The sequence below is a fragment of the Alicycliphilus denitrificans K601 genome (assembly GCF_000204645.1).
GTDB lineage: Bacteria > Pseudomonadota > Gammaproteobacteria > Burkholderiales > Burkholderiaceae_C > Alicycliphilus > Alicycliphilus denitrificans.
Genome location: NC_015422.1, coordinates 3357008 through 3373775 on the forward strand (window position 1 = coordinate 3357008; position 16768 = coordinate 3373775).

Below are 16768 nucleotides of genomic sequence, written 5' to 3' on the forward strand. Positions count from 1 at the left end.
GTGGCTGCCTATCTGCGGCCCTGCAGCTTGGCGAACGCCGATGCCATGGCCGACTGCGGCGCCGGGTCGTTGCCCCGGCGCTGCGGCTGGGCATAGCCGCGCCCTGCCCCCTCGAAGCGGTTCTCGCGCGGGCCCCTTTCATGTCCTTGGCGCGCGGGCGCGGCGTCCAGCTTCATGCTCAGGCTGATGCGGCCGCGCGCCACGTCCACCTCCAGCACCTTGACCTTCACGATGTCGCCGGTCTTGACCACCTCGCGCGCGTCCTGAACGAACTTGTGCGCGAGCTGGCTCACGTGCACCAGCCCGTCCTGGTGCACGCCCAGGTCCACGAAGGCGCCGAACTGGGCCACGTTGCTCACCGTGCCTTCGAGCACCATGCCCTCCTTCAGGTCGGTGATTTCCTCCACGCCCTCGTTGAAGCGCGCCACCTTGAAGTCCGGGCGCGGGTCGCGGCCGGGCTTTTCCAGCTCGCCCAGGATGTCGCGCACGGTGATGGCGCCGAACCGCTCGCTGGCGAACTGCTCGGGTTTCAGGGCCTTGAGCACTTCGGCGCGGCCCATCAGCTCCTGCACGGGCCTGCCGGTCTTCACGATGATCTGCTCGACGACCGGGTAGGTCTCGGGGTGCACGCCGGTCATGTCCAGCGGGTTGTCGCCGCCGCGTATGCGCAGGAAGCCCGCCGCCTGCTCGAAGGTCTTGGCGCCCAGGCCGCCCACCTCCATGAGCTGCTTGCGGCTCCTGAACGCGCCATGCTGCTCGCGCCAGCGCACCACGGCCTTGGCCACGCTGCCCGACAGGCCCGAAACGCGCGAGAGCAACGGCACGCTGGCGGTGTTGAGGTCAACGCCCACGCTGTTCACGCAGTCCTCCACCACGGCGCCCAGCGTGCGCGCAAGCTCGCCCTGGTTCACGTCGTGCTGGTACTGGCCCACGCCGATGCTCTTGGGGTCGATCTTCACGAGCTCGGCCAGCGGGTCCTGCAGGCGCCGCGCGATGCTGGCCGCGCCGCGCAGGCTCACGTCCACGTCGGGCATCTCTTGGGATGCGTATTCGCTGGCCGAATACACCGAGGCGCCGGCCTCGCTCACCACTACCTTTTCGATAGCTATAGGCGCTTGCCCCGTCTGCGCTGGAGCCTGTTTTTGCATTAACTTTATGAGCTCGGCCGCGAGCTTGTCGGTCTCGCGGCTGGCCGTGCCGTTGCCGATGGCGATGAGCTGCACGCCGTGCTTCATGCACAGGCGCCCCAGCACGGCGAGGCTCCCGTCCCAGTCGCGGCGCGGCTCGTGCGGGTAGACGGTGGCGGTCTCCACCAGCTTGCCCGTGGCGTCCACCACCGCCACCTTCACGCCCGTGCGGATGCCGGGGTCCAGCCCCATCACGGCCTTGGGGCCGGCGGGGGCTGCCAGCAGCAGGTCGCGCAGGTTGTCGGCGAAGACCTTGATGGCCACCTTCTCGGCCTCCTCGCGCAGGCGCGAGAACAGGTCGCGCTCGGTGGAGAGGGACAGCTTCACGCGCCACGTCCAGGCCACGCACTTGCGCAGCAGGTCGTCGCACTTGCGGCCCTGGTGGCTCCAGCCCAGGTGCAGGGCGATGCGGCCCTCGGCCAGGCTGGGCTGGCCGGGCTCGGGCTCCTGCGGCTGCACCAGCCGGGCCTCCAGGATCTCCAGCGCCCGGCCGCGGAACACCGCCAGCGCCCGGTGCGAGGGCACGCGGCCGATGGGCTCGTCGTAGTCGAAGTAGTCGCGGAACTTGGCGACCTCGGGGTCGTTCTCGTTCTTGCCGTCCACCTTTTTGCTGCGCAAGAGCCCCTCGGCCCAGAGCCATTCGCGCAGCGACTGCACGAGCTGCGCGTCCTCGGCCCAGCGCTCGGAGAGGATGTCGCGCACGCCGTCGAGCACGGCGAAGGTGGTCGAGAAATCAGGGCCGGGCTTGCCGTCGTCGAGCGTCGTCGCGGGCTGGCAGAAGGCCTTGGCCTCCTCGTGCGGGTCGAGCGTCGGGTCGGCCAGCAGCTTGTCGGCCAGCGGTTCGATGCCGAACTCCCTGGCGATCTGGCCCTTGGTGCGGCGCTTCTGCTTGAACGGCAGGTAGATGTCCTCCAGCTCCTGCTTGGTCGGCACTGCGGCGATTTGCGCGCGGAGCTGCGCGGTCAGCTTGCCCTGCTCGTCGATGGCCTTGAGCACCGCCACGCGCCGCTCCTGCAGCTCGCGCAGGTAGGACAGGCGGGCTTCGAGCTCGCGCAGCTGCACGTCGTCCAGCCCGCCCGTGGCCTCCTTGCGGTAGCGCGCGATGAAGGGCACGGTGGCGCCGCCATCGAGCAGTTCCACGGCGGCCAGGACCTGGGTTTCGGTGATTTTGATTTCTGCGGCCAACTGCCGGACGATCTGCTGCATGTGCCTGGAAAACGCGAGGGAAAACGAAGCGCGGGAGTTTGCCATACGGCCCGGCGCACCCGTGGCGGCCGCCCCATAATCGAACGCCAGCCATGTCCGCCCAGCCCTTTCCCATCCGCACCGAATGCCCGCCCGGCAGCTGCGTATGCGAACGCGACGCGCTCATGCGCGCGCCCGGCGGCGACGTGCGCATCCTGCGCTTGACGCGCGATGAGGAGAAGCGCCTGGTGCAGCGGCTGGAGAACCTCACGAGCCTGGCCGACCTGCGCCACATGGAGCAGCGCCTGTTCGAGCAGCTCGGCGTGCGCCTGTCCATCACCGCCAGCCCCCATGAAGTGCGCACGCTGCGCGGCATCGCCATCCTCGTGCACGCGCAGCCGGGCCTGTGCCGCAAGACGCGCAAGGCCATTCCCGAGGCCATCCGCAAAAGCATGGAGCGGCGGCCCGAGATCGCCTACGGCCTGCTCGACGAGGGCGGCCTGTTCGAGGGGATGTAGGTGCAGGACGATCTGTTCGGCGGCCCGCCGCCGCCCTCGGCCCCGGCCGCGCCCGATAAAGCCCCCGCGCGCCGCACCGGCGTGCACCCCGCCACCTGGGGCGGCGACCTGCACGCCCTGGCCGCCAGGCTGCCGCCCCGGCTGCGCCTGGGCACCTCGTCGTGGAGCTACCCCGGCTGGCAGGGCCTGGTGTGGGAGAGTGCGCATTCCGAGCAGACACTGGCCAAAAAGGGCCTGCCCGTCTACGCCAGGCACCCGCTGCTGCGCACGGTGAGCATCGACCGCAGCTTCTACCGCCCCCTCACGGCCAGCGACTACGCGCGCTACGCGGCCCAGGTGCCGGGGGATTTCCGCTTCGTCGTCAAGGCGCCCAGCCTGGTCGCCGACGCTCTCGTGCGCAGCGAGGATGGACGCGCGCGCGAGCCCAACCCGGCCTTCCTGAACCCGCAGCTGGCCGCGCAGGAGTTCGTGGCGCCCGCGCTCGAAGGACTGGGCGCACGCACCGGCGCCCTGGTGTTCCAGTTGAGTCCCCTGCCCTGGCGCCTGCTCGACCGCCTGCCCGAGGTGCTGGAGCGCCTGCGCACCCTGCTGCAGGCCCAGCCGCCCCTGGGCCAGCCGGACGCCGTGCTGGCCGTGGAGGTGCGCGACCCCGAGTGGCTGGCGCCCGAACACATGGGGCACTTCGCCGACGTGCTCAGGAGCAGCGGCGCCACCTACTGCCTGGGCCTGCACGCGCGCCTGCCGCCGCTGGCCGAGCAACTGCCGCTCCTGCGCCTGCTGTGGCCCGGCCCGCTGGTATGCCGCTGGAACCTGCACCCCGTGCACGGCCCCCACGGCTACGAGGACGCGCAGAAGCTGTACGCCCCCTACGACCGCATCCACCACCCCGATCCGGACACCCATGCGCTGCTCGCTCGCACGCTCGCCGGCGTGTGCGGGCGCGGGCAGAACGCCTACGTCACCATCAGCAACCATGCCGAGGGCTGCGCGCCGCTCACGGTGCGCCGGCTGGCCGAGCAGGTGGCCGCACTGGGCGCCGCCCAATAAAAAAACCCGGCAATGCCGGGTTTCTCGTGCGCGCGTGGGAATGGGCCGTCAGGGCGCCAGCATCACCTCGACGCGGCGCGCCTCGGCATTGCTGCCGCTGCCCTGCGTGACTTCGGGCTTCTTGAGCTCCACCTTCTCTTCGGGAACGCCCAGCGCCTTGAGCGCGTCGCGCACGGCCAGGGCGCGCTGCTTGGAAAGCTCGGCGTTCACCGCGGCGTCGCCCGTCGCATCGTGAAAGCCCGAGACCACGGCCGTCTTGCCGCCTTCGAGCACGCCCTTGACCGCCTCGGCCAGCGCCTCGCTGGCGCCCGCGGCCAGGTCGGCCTTGCCGCTGGCGAAGAAGAACTTCACCACGCCGCCCTCGACCACCACGCTGGCAGCGTCTTCGGCCACCACTTCGACCGCTGTCGTCACCACGGCGGCGGCCGGCGCCTTGGCCGGCGCGTGCGCGATGCCGCGCTTGTAGACCACCACGCCCACGACGGTGGACACCACCAGGGCGATGAGGGCGAAGAGGAACCCGAGTGCGAAGCGCTGCTGGCTGTCGTCGTCGGAGCTGCTGAAGGACATGATGGAGACTCCCGTGAATAATCCGTGCGTTGGACAAAACCCGTCGATTGTAGAGTCTCGCCATGCCTGCGCTTGCCGCCCCCCTGCGCGATCCCGCCCCCATGCTCGAACGCACGCTCGAAGAATGGGGCGGCGCGTGCGACCTGTGGATCTTCGGCTACGGCTCGCTGATCTGGCGCCCGGACTTCCCCTTCGCCGAGCGCCGCGCCGCCAAGGTGCACGGCTGGCACCGGGCGCTCAAGATGTGGAGCCGCGTGAACCGCGGCACGCCCGAATGCCCGGGCCTGGTGTTCGGCATGCTTTCGGGCGGAAGCTGCCGCGGCATGGTGTTCCGCGTGGAGCAGGCCCATGCCCGCCAGGTCATGGTCAACCTGTGGCAGCGCGAGATGGTGCTGGGCGTGTACGACCCGCGCTGGCTCGACTGCCGCACCCCCGCCGGCCCGGTGCGCGCCCTGGCCTTCACCCTCTCGCGCAAGAGCCCCAGCCACACGGGCGTGCTGGCCGACGAGGAATACCGGCGCATCTTCGCGCAGGCCAGCGGCATCTACGGCACCACGCGCGACTACGCCGAGGCCACCCACGCCGAGCTGCTGCGCCTGGGCATCCACGACCGGGCGCTGGCGCGCCTGCTGGCCCTGTCGCGGCCGCACGCTTGAGGGGCACAATCGGCGCATGAGCCACAGCCCCCTCTCCTCCTCCATCGCCGACCTGCGCAAGAGCTACGAGCGCGCCGAGCTCAGCGAAGACGCCTCCCACGCCGATCCGCTGCAGCAATTCGACCAATGGCTGCAGGAAGCCGTCGCCGCCCAGGTGCCCGAGCCCAACGCCATGACCGTGGCCACCGTGGGCAGCGACCTGCGCCCGAGCACGCGCGTGGTGCTCATCAAGGGCTACGACGCGCGCGGCATCGTCTGGTACACCAACTACGACAGCCGCAAGGGCCGCCAGCTCGCGGGCAATCCCTATGCCGCGCTGCAGTTCCACTGGGTGGAGCTCGAACGCGTGGTGCGCATCGAGGGCATCGTGGAGAAGGTCAGCGACGAGGAAAGCGACGCCTACTTCCACAGCCGCCCGCTCGACTCGCGCATAGGCGCCTGGGCCAGCCCGCAGAGCCAGGTGATCGCCAGCCGCGGCGTGCTCGTGGCCAACGCCGCCAGGTACGGCGCGCAGTTTCTGCTCAAGCCCCCGCGCCCGCCGCACTGGGGCGGCTACCGCCTCAAGCCCGAGCAGTGGGAGTTCTGGCAGGGCCGCAAGAGCCGGCTGCACGACCGGCTGCGCTACCGGCTGGAAGGCGGCGCCTGGGTGCGCGAGCGCCTGGCCCCCTGATCACATGAACAGCCGCGCCGCCGCGAGCGCCAGCGGCACGGTCGCCAGCGCCAGCGCCGTGGAGATGGCGATGGCCGACGACACCTCCTCCTGCATCACCCCGTAGCGCTGCGTGAAGTACAGCACGTTGGCGCCCACGGGCAGCGCAGACGCGGTGAACATCACCGCCACGGCCGGCCCCGAGAGGCCCAGCGCCCAGGCCAGCGCGGCCAGGGTTGAGGGCATGACAAGGTTCTTGATCGCCGCGATGCGCAGCGCGCCGCGCCAGTGCGCGCCGATGCGCGTGTGCGCCAGCGCGATGCCCACGAGCAGCAGCGCCATGGGCCCGAGCGCCGCGCCCAGCATCTGCAGCGGCTTGTCGACCACCTCGGGCAGCGGCAGGCCCGTCTGCGCGAACAGCAGGCCCGCGAGGATGGGCAGCGGCACCGGATGCACGATGCTGCCCCGCACCGCCTGCCACACCGTGCGCGCCATCGAATGCCCGTCATCGGCGCCCGCGCGCGCCTGCGCCAGCTCGAACACCAGCGTGGCGGCCGTGAGCAGCACCAGCGAATGCAGCGAGACCAGCGTGAACAGCGCCACCAGCCCCGCGGGGCCATAGACCAGGCTGATGAGCGGCACGCCGATCATCACCGTGTTGCTGAAGGTGTGCGCCAGCGCCCGCGCCGCCGTCGCCGTGGTGAACGGCGCCCAGGCCAGCGTGGCCCCGAACAGCAGCGCAGCCGATGCGAAATACAGCCCCACGGGCCGGAAGTCCAGCTCCTGCAGGTGCACCTGCCCCATGGTGCGAAAGAGCAGCGCGGGCGTGAGCAGCAGGAAGAGGATGTTGGACAGGTCCGGCACCGCCGCGGCGCGCACCCAGCCCACGCGGGCGATGAGATAGCCCGTGCCTATGCACAGGATGACGGGGACCAGCGGAACGAGGATGGAGGAGAGCAAGGCGCGTGAATGTCGGAAGGCAGCGGGCCGCAAGTGTAGGGCCAGGCGCCGCCGCCTGCCGGGCCGCTGCTTTTCATTCGATAGCTGCCAGCGCTTGCCAGCCGGGCGCTACAGGGAGATTTGACCTTGAATCAGCGCAGCAGCCACGGGCCCGCCGCCCCGCACAGCGGCACCACCAGCCAGGGCGGCACGCGCCCCCATGCCAGTGCCGCAAGGGCGGCCAGCGCCAGGGCAAGGTCCGCCGGGGCGTGGATGGCGCTGGTCCACACCGGGCGGTAGAGCGCGGCCAGCAGCAGGCCCACCACGGCCGCGTTCACGCCCGACATCGCCGCACGGGCGCGCACGTCGTGGCGCAGGCGCTCCCAGAACGGCAGCGCGCCCGCCACCAGCAGGAATGCCGGCAGGAAGATGGCCGCCAGGCACACCAGCGCCCCCGGCCAGCCACCTGCGCCGTTGCGCGCCGCCGCGCCCAGGAAGGCGGCGAAGCTGAACAGCGGCCCCGGCACGGCCTGCGCCAGGCCGTAGCCGGCCAGGAACTCGTCCGCAGCCACCCAGCCGGTGGCCACCACCTCGGCCTGCAACAGCGGCAGCACCACGTGGCCGCCGCCGAACACCAGGGCCCCGGCGCGGTAGAACGCATCGGCCAGCAGCAGCGCAGGCTGCGGCCAGGCACGCGCCGCCAGGGGCAGCAGCACCAGCAGGGCGGCGAAAGCCGCCAGCAGCAGCGCGCCCGTGCGTGCGCGCACGCCCACGGGCTCGTCGTGCACGGGCGGCACCGGCGCGGCGCCACCCCGGCCCCACAGCGCCAGGCCGGCCAGCGCCGCCAGCAGCATGGCGCCCACCTGCCCCGCCACGCCCGGCCACAGCAGCGCCAGCGCGCAAGCCAGCGCCATCAGCAGCAGCCGGGCCGGCCCCCGGCACAGGCCGCGCGCCATGCCCCACACGGCCTGCGCCACCACGGCCACGGCGGCCACCTTGAGCCCATGCAGCACGCCCGCGGGCACCAGCCCCTGGCCCGCCACCAGGCCCAGGCCCAGCAGCGCCATCGCCAGGGCCGACGGCAGCGTGAAGCCCAGCCAGGCCGCCAGCGCGCCGCCCCAGCCGGCCCGGCGCAGACCCAGGGCCATGCCCACCTGGCTGCTGGCCGGGCCGGGCAGGAACTGGCACAGCGCCACCAGGTCGGCGTAGGCGTCTTCTGGAAGCCAGCGGCGGCGCGCGACAAACTCCTGGCGGAAATAGCCCAGGTGGGCGACGGGCCCGCCGAACGAGGTCAGGCCCAGGCGCAGGAAGATGGCAAACACCGCCCAGGCCGATGCGTGGCGGGTTTCCGGGTTTGATGGGGGCGGGGGCATGGACACGGGGGCTGGCGACAAACTCCCCGAGTATCGGGCCCCCCGCTCTATTCAAATGGCGCTGGGTCCCATCCACACGCCGCTGCGCAGGCCCGCGGGCAGCCGCTGCGCCCAGACCTGGGCGCAGTCCTCCCAGGCGGGCTCCTGCACGTTCAGGCCGGCGAAGATGCCGTAGCCATCGCCCGCGCGGATGTCCTCGCGCGCGCACAGGCTCTCGCCCGCCTTGATGGCGCCGTTGGCCCGTATGGATTCGCCGGCCTTGATGCCCCAGCCGGCCTCCAGGTGCATCACGCCGCCGATGGCGCCGCCCACGACGATCCCCTGCCCCGCGCGCAGGCTGCCCGCGCCGCTCAGGTGGCCGCCCACGCGCAGCCCCTTGCCGCAGGCCATGTCGCCGTGCACGGTCAGGTCCTGGCCGACGAAGGCGCCAGCGCCCACCTCCAGCGCGCCGCCGCACACCACGTCCCACGCGGCGCGCAGCTCGCCGCCGCAGTGCAGCGATTCCTGCACCTCCACACCCCAATCCGCGCGCAGGTCGCCGCCGCAGTGCAGGCGGCCCTGGCCGCGGATGCTGGCGCCCGCGCGGATGTCCTCGCCCGCCACGATGGCGCCGCCCGCGCGTATGCCGCCGCCCGCGTGGATGGAGCGGCCCGCGTGGATCACGCCGTCCACATCGATGCCGCCGCGCACCTGCACGGTGCCGGCGAACACCACGGCCTCGGCCTCCAGGCCGTCCGCGCGCAGCACGGCGTTCGTGGGGCCGAACTGGCCCAGCAGCCACAGCGCATCGTCCACGCGGCCGGCTGCGACCAGCTGGTCCAGCGCCTGCTGGTAGCCCACGCCGTCCTCGACGTGGCGCACGAACCAGCGAAACCCGTTGGCGCAGGGGTTCTTGGCCCGGAGAAACTGCTTGGTGAATTCCATGCGACGCTCCAATCCTTGGATGGTGGCGCCATGCGCAGCGCGGGCGCATGGTCCTTGTGACCCGGTGGGCGCGCGTGGGGCAGCGCCAGTCCACCGCAGCGCAGGGCGGATGCCCGGCGATGGTGGTTCTGCGCTGATGGAAAGGGGAAGGGGTGCTTTATCGCCGGGCGGGGGAATGTGCGACCGGCTTGTATGGCCAGATCTCGCGCGCCACGGCCGCGCCGCCCACGCTGCGCGGGGTGGTGCTGGACACGGAGGCGGGACGGGACATAGGGCGGGCATGCTAGCAGCCGTGCCCGCCGGCGACAAGCTTGTCGCACGGCGGCGCACGGTCTTGAGGGCCTGTTAACACTATGGAAGGGGTCGCGAAGCTCATGACAGCCCGCCCATCAAAGCGCGCGACGCAGTGCGTGCGTGTGCACGCACAAGGAGCGCAACGCCGAGGGGCGGGCTGTCATGAGCTTCCCTTCGGGTTGCCTCCCATAGCGTCAACAGGCCCTAGTCAGAACGACACGCGCACGCCCAGCGTCACGTTGCGCCCGGCCAGCGGCGCCGCGTCCTTGATGAACGAGGTGTGGGCGTAGGCCAGGCGGCCAGTCAGATTGCGCGCCTTCAGGTACAGCTGCCAGGGCATGCCGCCGCCGGTGCGGCCGTTGTAGGCCACGCCCATGTTCAGCATGCCGTAGCCCGGGGTGGCTGTCTCGAACTGCGCCACGCGGTCCTGGCGCGCCACCTGCACCCATTCCACCTGGCCTTCCCAGGCCTGCCAGTTGGCGTCCAGGCGCAGGCCGGCCCGCATGGGCGCGATGCGCGGCAGCAGGCCGCCGCCGTCCAGGCGCGCGCGCACGCTGTCGCCGAACAGCGTCACGCCCAGGCGGGGCGTGATACGCTGGCGCACGCGGCCCTCGATGCCGGTGAAGGTGGCGTCCGCCTGGGCGTACTGCAGCAGCTGCAGGCCGTCGTGCTCGTCGAGCGTGCGGCCGTAGATGTAGTCGCGGATACGGTTGCGGAACACGGTCACGTCGAAGGTGGTGTCGCCGCTGGTCTTGCGCAGGCTCAGGTCGATGTTGCGCGAGCTTTCCGCGCGCAGGCCGGCGTCGCCGCGCTCGTAGGTGGAGGTGGCCATGTGCAGGCCGCGCGCGTACAGCTCCTCGGCCGTGGGCGCGCGGCTGGCGCGCGTGAGGCTGATGCCCGCCGCGTAGCCGGGCGCGAAGCGCCACACGGCGCCCAGCGACGCCGAGGTGCCGCCGTGGCGACGCCGGTCCGTGCCGTCCTCCAGCTCAGCCGTCTGCCGGTCGTGGCGCAGCGCGCCCTCCAGCCGCAGGTTGCCGATGCGGTATTCCTCCAGCACGAAGACGCCCCACTGGCGCGTGAGCGTGGGCAGCACGTAGGCCTCCTCGCCCACGGCGCTGAACCTGCGCTGCGCGGTCTGCACGCCGAACATGCCGCGCAGGCCCGCGACGGGCGCGTGCTGCAGCTCCACGCGCAGGTCATGCGCCTTGTTCCTGAAGGCGGTGGAGACGGCGCCGTCCTCCACCTCGTCGTGCCGGTAGTCCGTCACGCCCGCGCGCAGGCGCAGCGCGGCGAAGCCCGCGAACGGGTCGCGCAACTCGCCGCGCACGTCCATGCGCTCGCTGCGCAGGTCCACCACCGGCACGTCGCCATGGTCATGGTCGTCGTGGTCGTGGCCGTCGTGGCTGCCGCAGTGCAGGTGGTCGCCATGGGTGTGGCAGCCCTCGAAGCCGTGGTCGTGGCCCGGCAGGCCGTACTTGGCGTTCTGGCGCGTGAGTGCCATGCCCAGGTAGCCGCGGCTGCCGACCCACGACAGGCCCACGCTGCCCGTATCGGTGCGGTTGAAGCTGCCGGGCACGCGGCTGCCGCCGGCCCAGCCGCTGCCCACGCGGTAGTCGCCCGCGTCGCGCCCCGCGGCCTCCACGTGCACGGCCACGTTGCCGGCGCCGCCCGTCAGGGCCACGGCGCCGGCCGTCTCGCGCGCGGCGCTGCCGGCGCGCAGCTCGGCGCTGCCCTCGTAGCCCTTCTGCGGGATGGCCGTGGGCACCTTGCCGTCCAGCACGTTCACCACGCCGCCCACGGCGCCGGCGCCGTAGGCCAGGGCCGAGGGGCCGCGCAGCACCTCGACCTGCGTGGCCAGCAGCGGCTCGGCGGCCACGGCATGGTCCGGGCTGACGGTAGAGGCGTCCTGCAGCTGCGAGCCATCGGACAGCACGCGCACGCGCGCGCCGTCCATGCCGCGGATCACGGGGCGGCTGGCGCCCGCGCCGAAGTGGCTGCCGGTGATGCCGGGCTCGCCCTCCAGGGTCTCACCCAGCGTGGCCTCGCGCCGGCGCACCAGCTCGTCGCCCTCCAGCACGGAGACGGGCTGCGTCATCTCCGACGCGCCCAGCTGCAGGCCGCTGGAGGACACGGTGACCTCGGGCAGGCTGGCCTCGGCCTGCGCCCAGGCGGGCGCGGCGCCGGCCAGGCTCAGCAGCACGGCCCAGGCCAGCGGATGGCGGGCGCCGGGCGCCCGCGGGGAAGAAGCAAAGGAATTCATGGATGGATTCGTTCAAAGAGGCGGCGCGCGCGCACGCACAGGTCGCGCGCGGCCGCACTGGAATTTCAATGAAAAACGCCACAAGCGCTTATTCAGCAAGCGCTGGCAGCTATCAAAATGGAACTGATCGGGCCGGCGCGCGATGCGGCGGCCGCATGAGGCGGGGGCTGCCTCAGGCGCGCGGCGGCGGGGCGCGCGCGTGGAACGGCGCCGCGCCGCCCGTGCCGGGCGCGGGCGCGGGCGCGCAGGCGGGCGGCAGCTGCGGCTGGGCCTGCAGCAGCGCCGGGGCATGGCCGAGCGCGGCGCCCACCAGCGTCTGCTGGTCCAGCACCTGGCAGTCGGCGTTGCCGTGGCCGGCAAAGAGGGCGTGCAGCGCGTCGAACGCCTGCCGCTCCGCCCCATGCGCGTGCGCCTGGGGGGCCGCGCCGCCGGGCAGGTGCAGCACCTGGTGCATGCGGCCCAGCGTGGGCGCGAGCACGAGCGCCAGCAGCAGCCACGCCAGCGCAAGGCGGCGGCGCAGCAGCGGCAGGGCGTGGGGGTGCGGTGGGCGCAGCATGGGCCCGGGAGGATAGCGCAGGATTCAGGCCCCGGGCTTCAGGTGGCGCGCGAAGGTCTTGCGGAACTTCGCCACCTTCGGCCCCACGACGAAGGCGCAGTAGCCCTGGTCGGGGTGGTTGGCGAAGTAGTCCTGGTGGTAGTCCTCGGCCGGCCAGTAGCTTTTCAGCTCCTGCAGCTGCGTCACCACGGGCGCGCCCCACTGGCCGCCCTGCTCCAGCTCGCGCAGCAGGTCCTCGGCCACCTGCCTGTGCGCGGGGTCGGTGTAGTAGATGCCGCTGCGGTACTGCGTGCCCACGTCGTTGCCCTGGCGGTCGGGCGTGGTGGGGTCGTGGATGGCGAAGAAGATTTCGAGGATCTCGCGCACGCCGATCTCGGCCGGGTCGAAGGTAACGCGCACCACCTCGGCATGGCCCGTATCGCCCGAGCACACCTGCTCGTACGTGGGCGCGGCCACATGGCCGTTGGCGTAGCCGCTCTGCACGTCGGTCACGCCGCGCACGCGGTCGAACACGGCCTCGGTGCACCAGAAACAGCCGCCGCCCAGGGTGATGGTCTGCAATTGCGAAGACATGGGCACACTCCTTGAAACACGGGCGCACATGATAGGAAGGAACCCATATCCAGGCCCATGGCCGGGCGAACGCTGCGCGTTGACACGTGGGCCGCGCGGTCGCTACCATGCGGTCGCCGTCATTACTAACCGGCAAGTCAGTAACTCCATGAACGCCCTCCCCTCCCTTCCCGACCAGCCCGAAGCCCCCCGGCGCGGCCGCCGCAAGGAAGCGCGCCCGGGCGAGCTGCTGGAAGCGGCGCTGGACCTGTTCGTGGAAAAAGGCTTCGCCGCCACGCGCGTGGAGGAGGTCGCGGCGCGCGCCGGCGTGTCCAAGGGCACGCTGTTCCTCTACTTCCCGAGCAAGGAAGAGCTGTTCAAGGCCGTGGTGCGCAAGAACATCGCCGGGCGCTTCGCCGAATGGGACCTGGAGCTCGAAGCCTACGAAGGCACGAGCAGCGAGCTGGTGCAGTACTGCTTCCAGACCTGGTGGGAGCGCGTGGGCTCGACCAAGGCAGCGGGCCTGGGCAAGCTCATGCTGAGCGAGGCCAACAACTTCCCCGAGCTCGCCGACTTCTACCGCCGCGAGGTCATCGAGCCCGGCCACCGGCTGATCCGCCGCATCCTGCAGCGCGGCATGGACCGTGGCGAGCTGCGCCCGCTCGACCTGGACCACGCCGTCTACTGCGTGCTCGCGCCGCTGATGTTCCTGACGATCTCGCAGCCCTCGCCGTCGCTGTGCATCCTCGACCCGGAGTGTTTTTCACCGGAAAAATACATCCGCCTGCAGGCCGACAACGTATTGCAGGGCCTGTGCGTGCGGCCGACCTAAAATTGCGGGTTTGTCCGATTCCCCACAGTCAGCCTTCCGGAGTACCTCCCATGAACATGCCCCTGAACACGTCCGCCGACATCCACGATCCCGTCGAGCAGGCCCGCTACAACATGGTGGAGCAGCAGATCCGTCCGTGGAACGTGCTCGACGCGGGCGTGCTGGAGCTGCTGTCCGTCGTGCGCCGTGAAGACTTCGTCCCGCCCGCCTACCAGGGCGCGGCCTTCACCGACACGCGGATCCCCCTGAACCCCGACGCGCAGGAGGCCGAGCGCCTGGGCCAGGTGATGCTGGAGCCGCGCGTGGACGCGCGCATGCTGCACGACCTGCAGGTCCAGCCCACCGACCGCGTGCTGGAGATCGGCGCCGGCTCGGGCTACATGGCCGCCCTGCTGGCCGCCCGCGCCGAGCGCGTGGTGTCGCTGGAGATCGACCCCGACCTGGCCGAATTCGCCCGCGAGAACCTGCGCGGCGCCGGCGTGGAAAACGCCCAGGTGCGCCAGGCCGACGGCGCGCTCGATCCCATTCCCGACGGCCCGTTCGACGTGATCGTGCTCAGCGGCTCCGTGGCCGAGGTGCCGCAGAAGCTGCTGGCGCTGCTGCGCGACGGCGGCCGCCTGGGCGCCTACGTGGGCCACCAGCCCATGATGCGGGCCACCTTCGTGCGCCGCAGCGGCGAGCGCTTCGAGACCAGCCAGCCCTGGGACGTGGTCGTGCCGCGCCTGCGCAACTTCCCCGAGCCCTCGCCCTTCAAGTTCTGACCCGGCCCCCTGCACATCATGATCGACCACATCCGCCCGGCCCAGCTGGCCGACTGGATCGCTGCCCACGCGGGCGACCGCCCCCTGGTGCTGGATGTGCGCGAGCCGTGGGAGCTGCAGACCGCCAGCGTCACGCCGCGGGGCTTCGAGCTCGCGGCCATCCCCATGGGCGAGCTGGCCACGCGGCTCTCCGAACTCGACCCCGCCCGCCCCGTCGCCTGCCTGTGCCACCACGGCGTGCGCAGCCTGCACGTGGCCGGCTTCCTGGCACACCAGGGCTTCGACCGGGTGGCCAACATCACCGGCGGCATCGATGCCTGGTCGCACGAATGCGACCCGGCGGTGCCGCGGTATTGAACGACCCGGCCCGACCATGCTCACCCCCCGACGGCTGCTCTGCTTATCCCTGGCGGTGTGCGCCGCCCTTGCCGCAGCGGCCAGCCCCGCGCAGGCGCAGAGCCTGTCGGCGCTGGTGGAACTGGCCCGCGGCTATGACGCCCCCTGGCAGGCCGCCCAGGCGCAGCTGCAGGCGGCCGCCAGCCGCGCCGAGCAGGCACGCGCCGGCCTGCTGCCCAGCGCGGGGCTCAGCGGCGGCGTGACCTACGCGCGCAACGACGTGACGCGCCCGCCCCTGCCCGGCGTAGGCGTGAACGGCCCCACGCAGACCCTGGGCGTGCAGGCATCCCAGCCCCTGTACCGCCCGGCCAGCCGCATCGGCTTCGAACAGGGCCAGCGCGGCATCGACCTGGCCAGCGCGCAGCGCGACGCCGCCGAGCAGGACCTGCTGGTGCGCGTGAGCCAGGCCTACTTCGACGTGCTGGGCGCGCAGGACACCCTGGCCTTCGTGCGCGCGCAAAAGGCCGCCGTGGCCGAACAGCTGGCCTCGGCCAAGCGCAACTTCGAGGTCGGCACCGCCACCGTGACCGACGAACGCGAGGCCCAGGCCCGCCACGACCTCGTCTCCGCCCAGGAAATCGCCGCCGAAAACGACCTGCACGTCAAGCGCCTGGCACTCGACCAGATCGTCGGCCGTCCCGGCACCAGCCCACTGCCCCTGGCCCAGCCCGTGCAGCTGCCCGGCGTGCGGCCCGCGGACGTCGACCACTGGGTGCGCACCGCCGAAGACCGGCAGCCGCAGGTGCGCCAAGCCGCCCTGGCCCTGGACGTGGCGCGCCTGGAGACCCGCAAGGCCGAGACCGGCCACCTGCCCACGGTGGACCTGCAGGCCAGCTACGGCGTGCAGCGAACGCCCAACGGCACCGTGCTCATGCCCGGCATCCACTCGCGCACCAACGTGGCCAGCGTGGGCGTGGCGCTCAACCTGCCGCTGTTCGCGGGCTTCGCGGTGCAGAACCGCGTGAAGGAAACCCTGTCGCTGGAGGACAAGGCCCGCGCCGACCTCGACAACGCCCGCCGCACCGCGGCCCAGGCCGCGCGCGCCGCCTTCTTCAACGTGCAGTCGGGCCTGAGCCAGGTCGGCGCCCTGCAGGCGGCCGAGGCATCGAGCCAGAGCGCGCTGGACGCCAACCTGCTCGGCTACAAGGTGGGCGTGCGCATCAACATCGACGTGCTCAACGCGCAAAGCCAGCTCTACCAGACCAAGCGCGACCTGGCCACCGCGCGCTACAACGTGCTGGTCGGCACCCTGCGCCTGAAGCAGGCGGCAGGCACGCTGACGGCCGACGACGTGGCGGCGGTGGATACGCTGCTGGCGCGGTAGACATACGCCCGAACCTCACTCCCGGGAACTGCCCAGGAGCGGCACCACGCGATCCGGATCCGCATGGCGGATGGCCGATGGTCTGTGCGCGATCAGCACGACCGTCCGCCCGCGGCGCTTGAGCAGGTCAGGGTGTACGAGCGCAGTCGTGAGGCAAAACGTCGCTCTCTGTAACAAAAAGGCCCCCGTGATTTCCCACGAGGGCCTTTTAATTTCCCATTGCTACATATTGCGTAGCACTAGAGCTAGTGTTTATGGGGTGGCTGATGGGAGTAAATCCAAAAGCGCTACAACCCATTGATTGTTCTACGAAAACCCATTGTAGGTTGACCTATTTTACCCGAAAAAGTGCTACACCAAGTGCTACACTAACCCTATTCGTATTAGGGGTATAAGCTCCTGAACCTTCTCACCTGTTCCGTTAGGACATGCCAACGGCAGACCTTCCAACGAGCCCAGCGGCGATTGAGCGACATAGGACTTGTATAGTGACCATGCCAATGGCAAAGTAAGCGCGCGAACTTAAAAATTGGGGGTAGCGTGCAAGATCCGAACAAAACAACCTTGTATTTTGACGTGGGCCGTACAACTTTCAACATGGTTACATGGGCTCTTTTGAATGTCCTCTTGTGGGTTCTGGTTTCTTTGTTTGTGGGGGTTTATCTAATGCACGCCAATGGTGACGTATCCACAAACGCTCACGTGACATTTTCTTCCAAAGTCGCCTTGCTTGCGCTTGTCCCAT

At 71.1% G+C, this 16768-nt stretch carries 16 protein-coding genes; 8 read left to right on the top strand and 8 right to left on the bottom strand.

The genetic code is table 11. The features are described 5' to 3' along the window. Positions 1–8 precede the first annotated feature (8 nt). The gene (locus ALIDE2_RS15970; RefSeq protein ID WP_013722576.1) at positions 9–2393 is read right to left on the bottom strand and encodes a Tex family protein; all 2385 of its coding nucleotides are present in this window, start codon (positions 2391–2393) and stop codon (positions 9–11) included. A 92-nt stretch (positions 2394–2485) separates the two neighbouring features. Here ALIDE2_RS15970 and ALIDE2_RS15975 point away from each other — a divergent pair, with 92 nt between their 5' ends. Together ALIDE2_RS15975 and ALIDE2_RS15980 are read left to right on the top strand one after the other, a co-directional pair. Then, positions 2486–2890: a hypothetical protein gene (locus ALIDE2_RS15975; protein ID WP_013518459.1), complete on the top strand. Its 405-nt coding sequence runs from the start codon at positions 2486–2488 to the stop codon at positions 2888–2890. After that, the gene (locus ALIDE2_RS15980) at positions 2891–3937 is read left to right on the top strand and encodes a DUF72 domain-containing protein (RefSeq protein ID WP_013518458.1); all 1047 of its coding nucleotides are present in this window, start codon (positions 2891–2893) and stop codon (positions 3935–3937) included. It begins immediately after the preceding gene. A gap of 48 nt (positions 3938–3985) precedes the next feature. Here the strand turns inward: ALIDE2_RS15980 and ALIDE2_RS15985 are convergent, their stop codons facing one another. Then, a complete protein-coding gene (locus ALIDE2_RS15985) occupies positions 3986–4507 on the bottom strand; it encodes an OmpA family protein (RefSeq protein ID WP_013518457.1) in 522 nt (173 codons plus the stop codon). 62 nt (positions 4508–4569) lie between these two features. Between ALIDE2_RS15985 and ALIDE2_RS15990 the strand changes: the two genes are divergently transcribed. Next, a complete protein-coding gene (locus tag ALIDE2_RS15990) occupies positions 4570–5163 on the top strand; it encodes a gamma-glutamylcyclotransferase (protein ID WP_013518456.1) in 594 nt (197 codons plus the stop codon). A 16-nt stretch (positions 5164–5179) separates the two neighbouring features. Further along, positions 5180–5833 carry a pyridoxamine 5'-phosphate oxidase gene (gene pdxH / locus ALIDE2_RS15995; RefSeq protein WP_013722577.1) on the top strand — a complete coding sequence of 218 codons (654 nt, stop codon included), beginning with the start codon at positions 5180–5182 and terminating at the stop codon, positions 5831–5833. Here the strand turns inward: pdxH and ALIDE2_RS16000 are convergent, their stop codons facing one another. The 6 genes from ALIDE2_RS16000 to msrA form a co-directional block, all read right to left on the bottom strand. Continuing rightward, positions 5834–6772, bottom strand: coding sequence for an AEC family transporter (locus ALIDE2_RS16000; RefSeq protein ID WP_013722578.1), 939 nt, complete (start codon positions 6770–6772; stop codon positions 5834–5836). A gap of 131 nt (positions 6773–6903) precedes the next feature. Then, on the bottom strand, positions 6904–8124 hold the full coding sequence (gene chrA / locus ALIDE2_RS16005) for a chromate efflux transporter (RefSeq protein ID WP_013518453.1): 1221 nt from the start codon (positions 8122–8124) through the stop codon (positions 6904–6906). 51 nt (positions 8125–8175) lie between these two features. Further along, on the bottom strand, positions 8176–9048 hold the full coding sequence (locus tag ALIDE2_RS16010) for a hypothetical protein (RefSeq protein WP_013518452.1): 873 nt from the start codon (positions 9046–9048) through the stop codon (positions 8176–8178). A 502-nt stretch (positions 9049–9550) separates the two neighbouring features. After that, positions 9551–11602 (bottom strand): TonB-dependent receptor domain-containing protein, encoded by a 2052-nt coding sequence (locus ALIDE2_RS16015; RefSeq protein ID WP_013518451.1) that lies wholly within the window; start codon positions 11600–11602, stop codon positions 9551–9553. 172 nt (positions 11603–11774) lie between these two features. Next, a complete protein-coding gene (locus tag ALIDE2_RS16020; RefSeq protein ID WP_013518450.1) occupies positions 11775–12158 on the bottom strand; it encodes a hypothetical protein in 384 nt (127 codons plus the stop codon). A 24-nt stretch (positions 12159–12182) separates the two neighbouring features. Then, a complete protein-coding gene (gene msrA / locus ALIDE2_RS16025; RefSeq protein WP_013518449.1) occupies positions 12183–12731 on the bottom strand; it encodes a peptide-methionine (S)-S-oxide reductase MsrA in 549 nt (182 codons plus the stop codon). Positions 12732–12879: 148 nt separating this feature from the next. Here msrA and ALIDE2_RS16030 point away from each other — a divergent pair, with 148 nt between their 5' ends. Genes ALIDE2_RS16030 through ALIDE2_RS16045 form a run of 4 tightly spaced genes read left to right on the top strand, consistent with a single transcriptional unit; the run spans position 12880 to position 16023 of the window. Next, on the top strand, positions 12880–13542 hold the full coding sequence (locus tag ALIDE2_RS16030; RefSeq protein WP_013518448.1) for a TetR/AcrR family transcriptional regulator: 663 nt from the start codon (positions 12880–12882) through the stop codon (positions 13540–13542). A gap of 50 nt (positions 13543–13592) precedes the next feature. After that, positions 13593–14303: a protein-L-isoaspartate O-methyltransferase family protein gene (locus ALIDE2_RS16035; protein ID WP_013518447.1), complete on the top strand. Its 711-nt coding sequence runs from the start codon at positions 13593–13595 to the stop codon at positions 14301–14303. Between the two features lie 18 nt (positions 14304–14321). Next, entirely contained in the window at positions 14322–14660 is a 339-nt protein-coding gene (locus ALIDE2_RS16040) for a rhodanese-like domain-containing protein (RefSeq protein WP_013518446.1), read from the top strand. 16 nt (positions 14661–14676) lie between these two features. Further along, the gene (locus ALIDE2_RS16045; protein WP_013722579.1) at positions 14677–16023 is read left to right on the top strand and encodes a TolC family outer membrane protein; all 1347 of its coding nucleotides are present in this window, start codon (positions 14677–14679) and stop codon (positions 16021–16023) included. Positions 16024–16768: the final 745 nt, after the last annotated feature.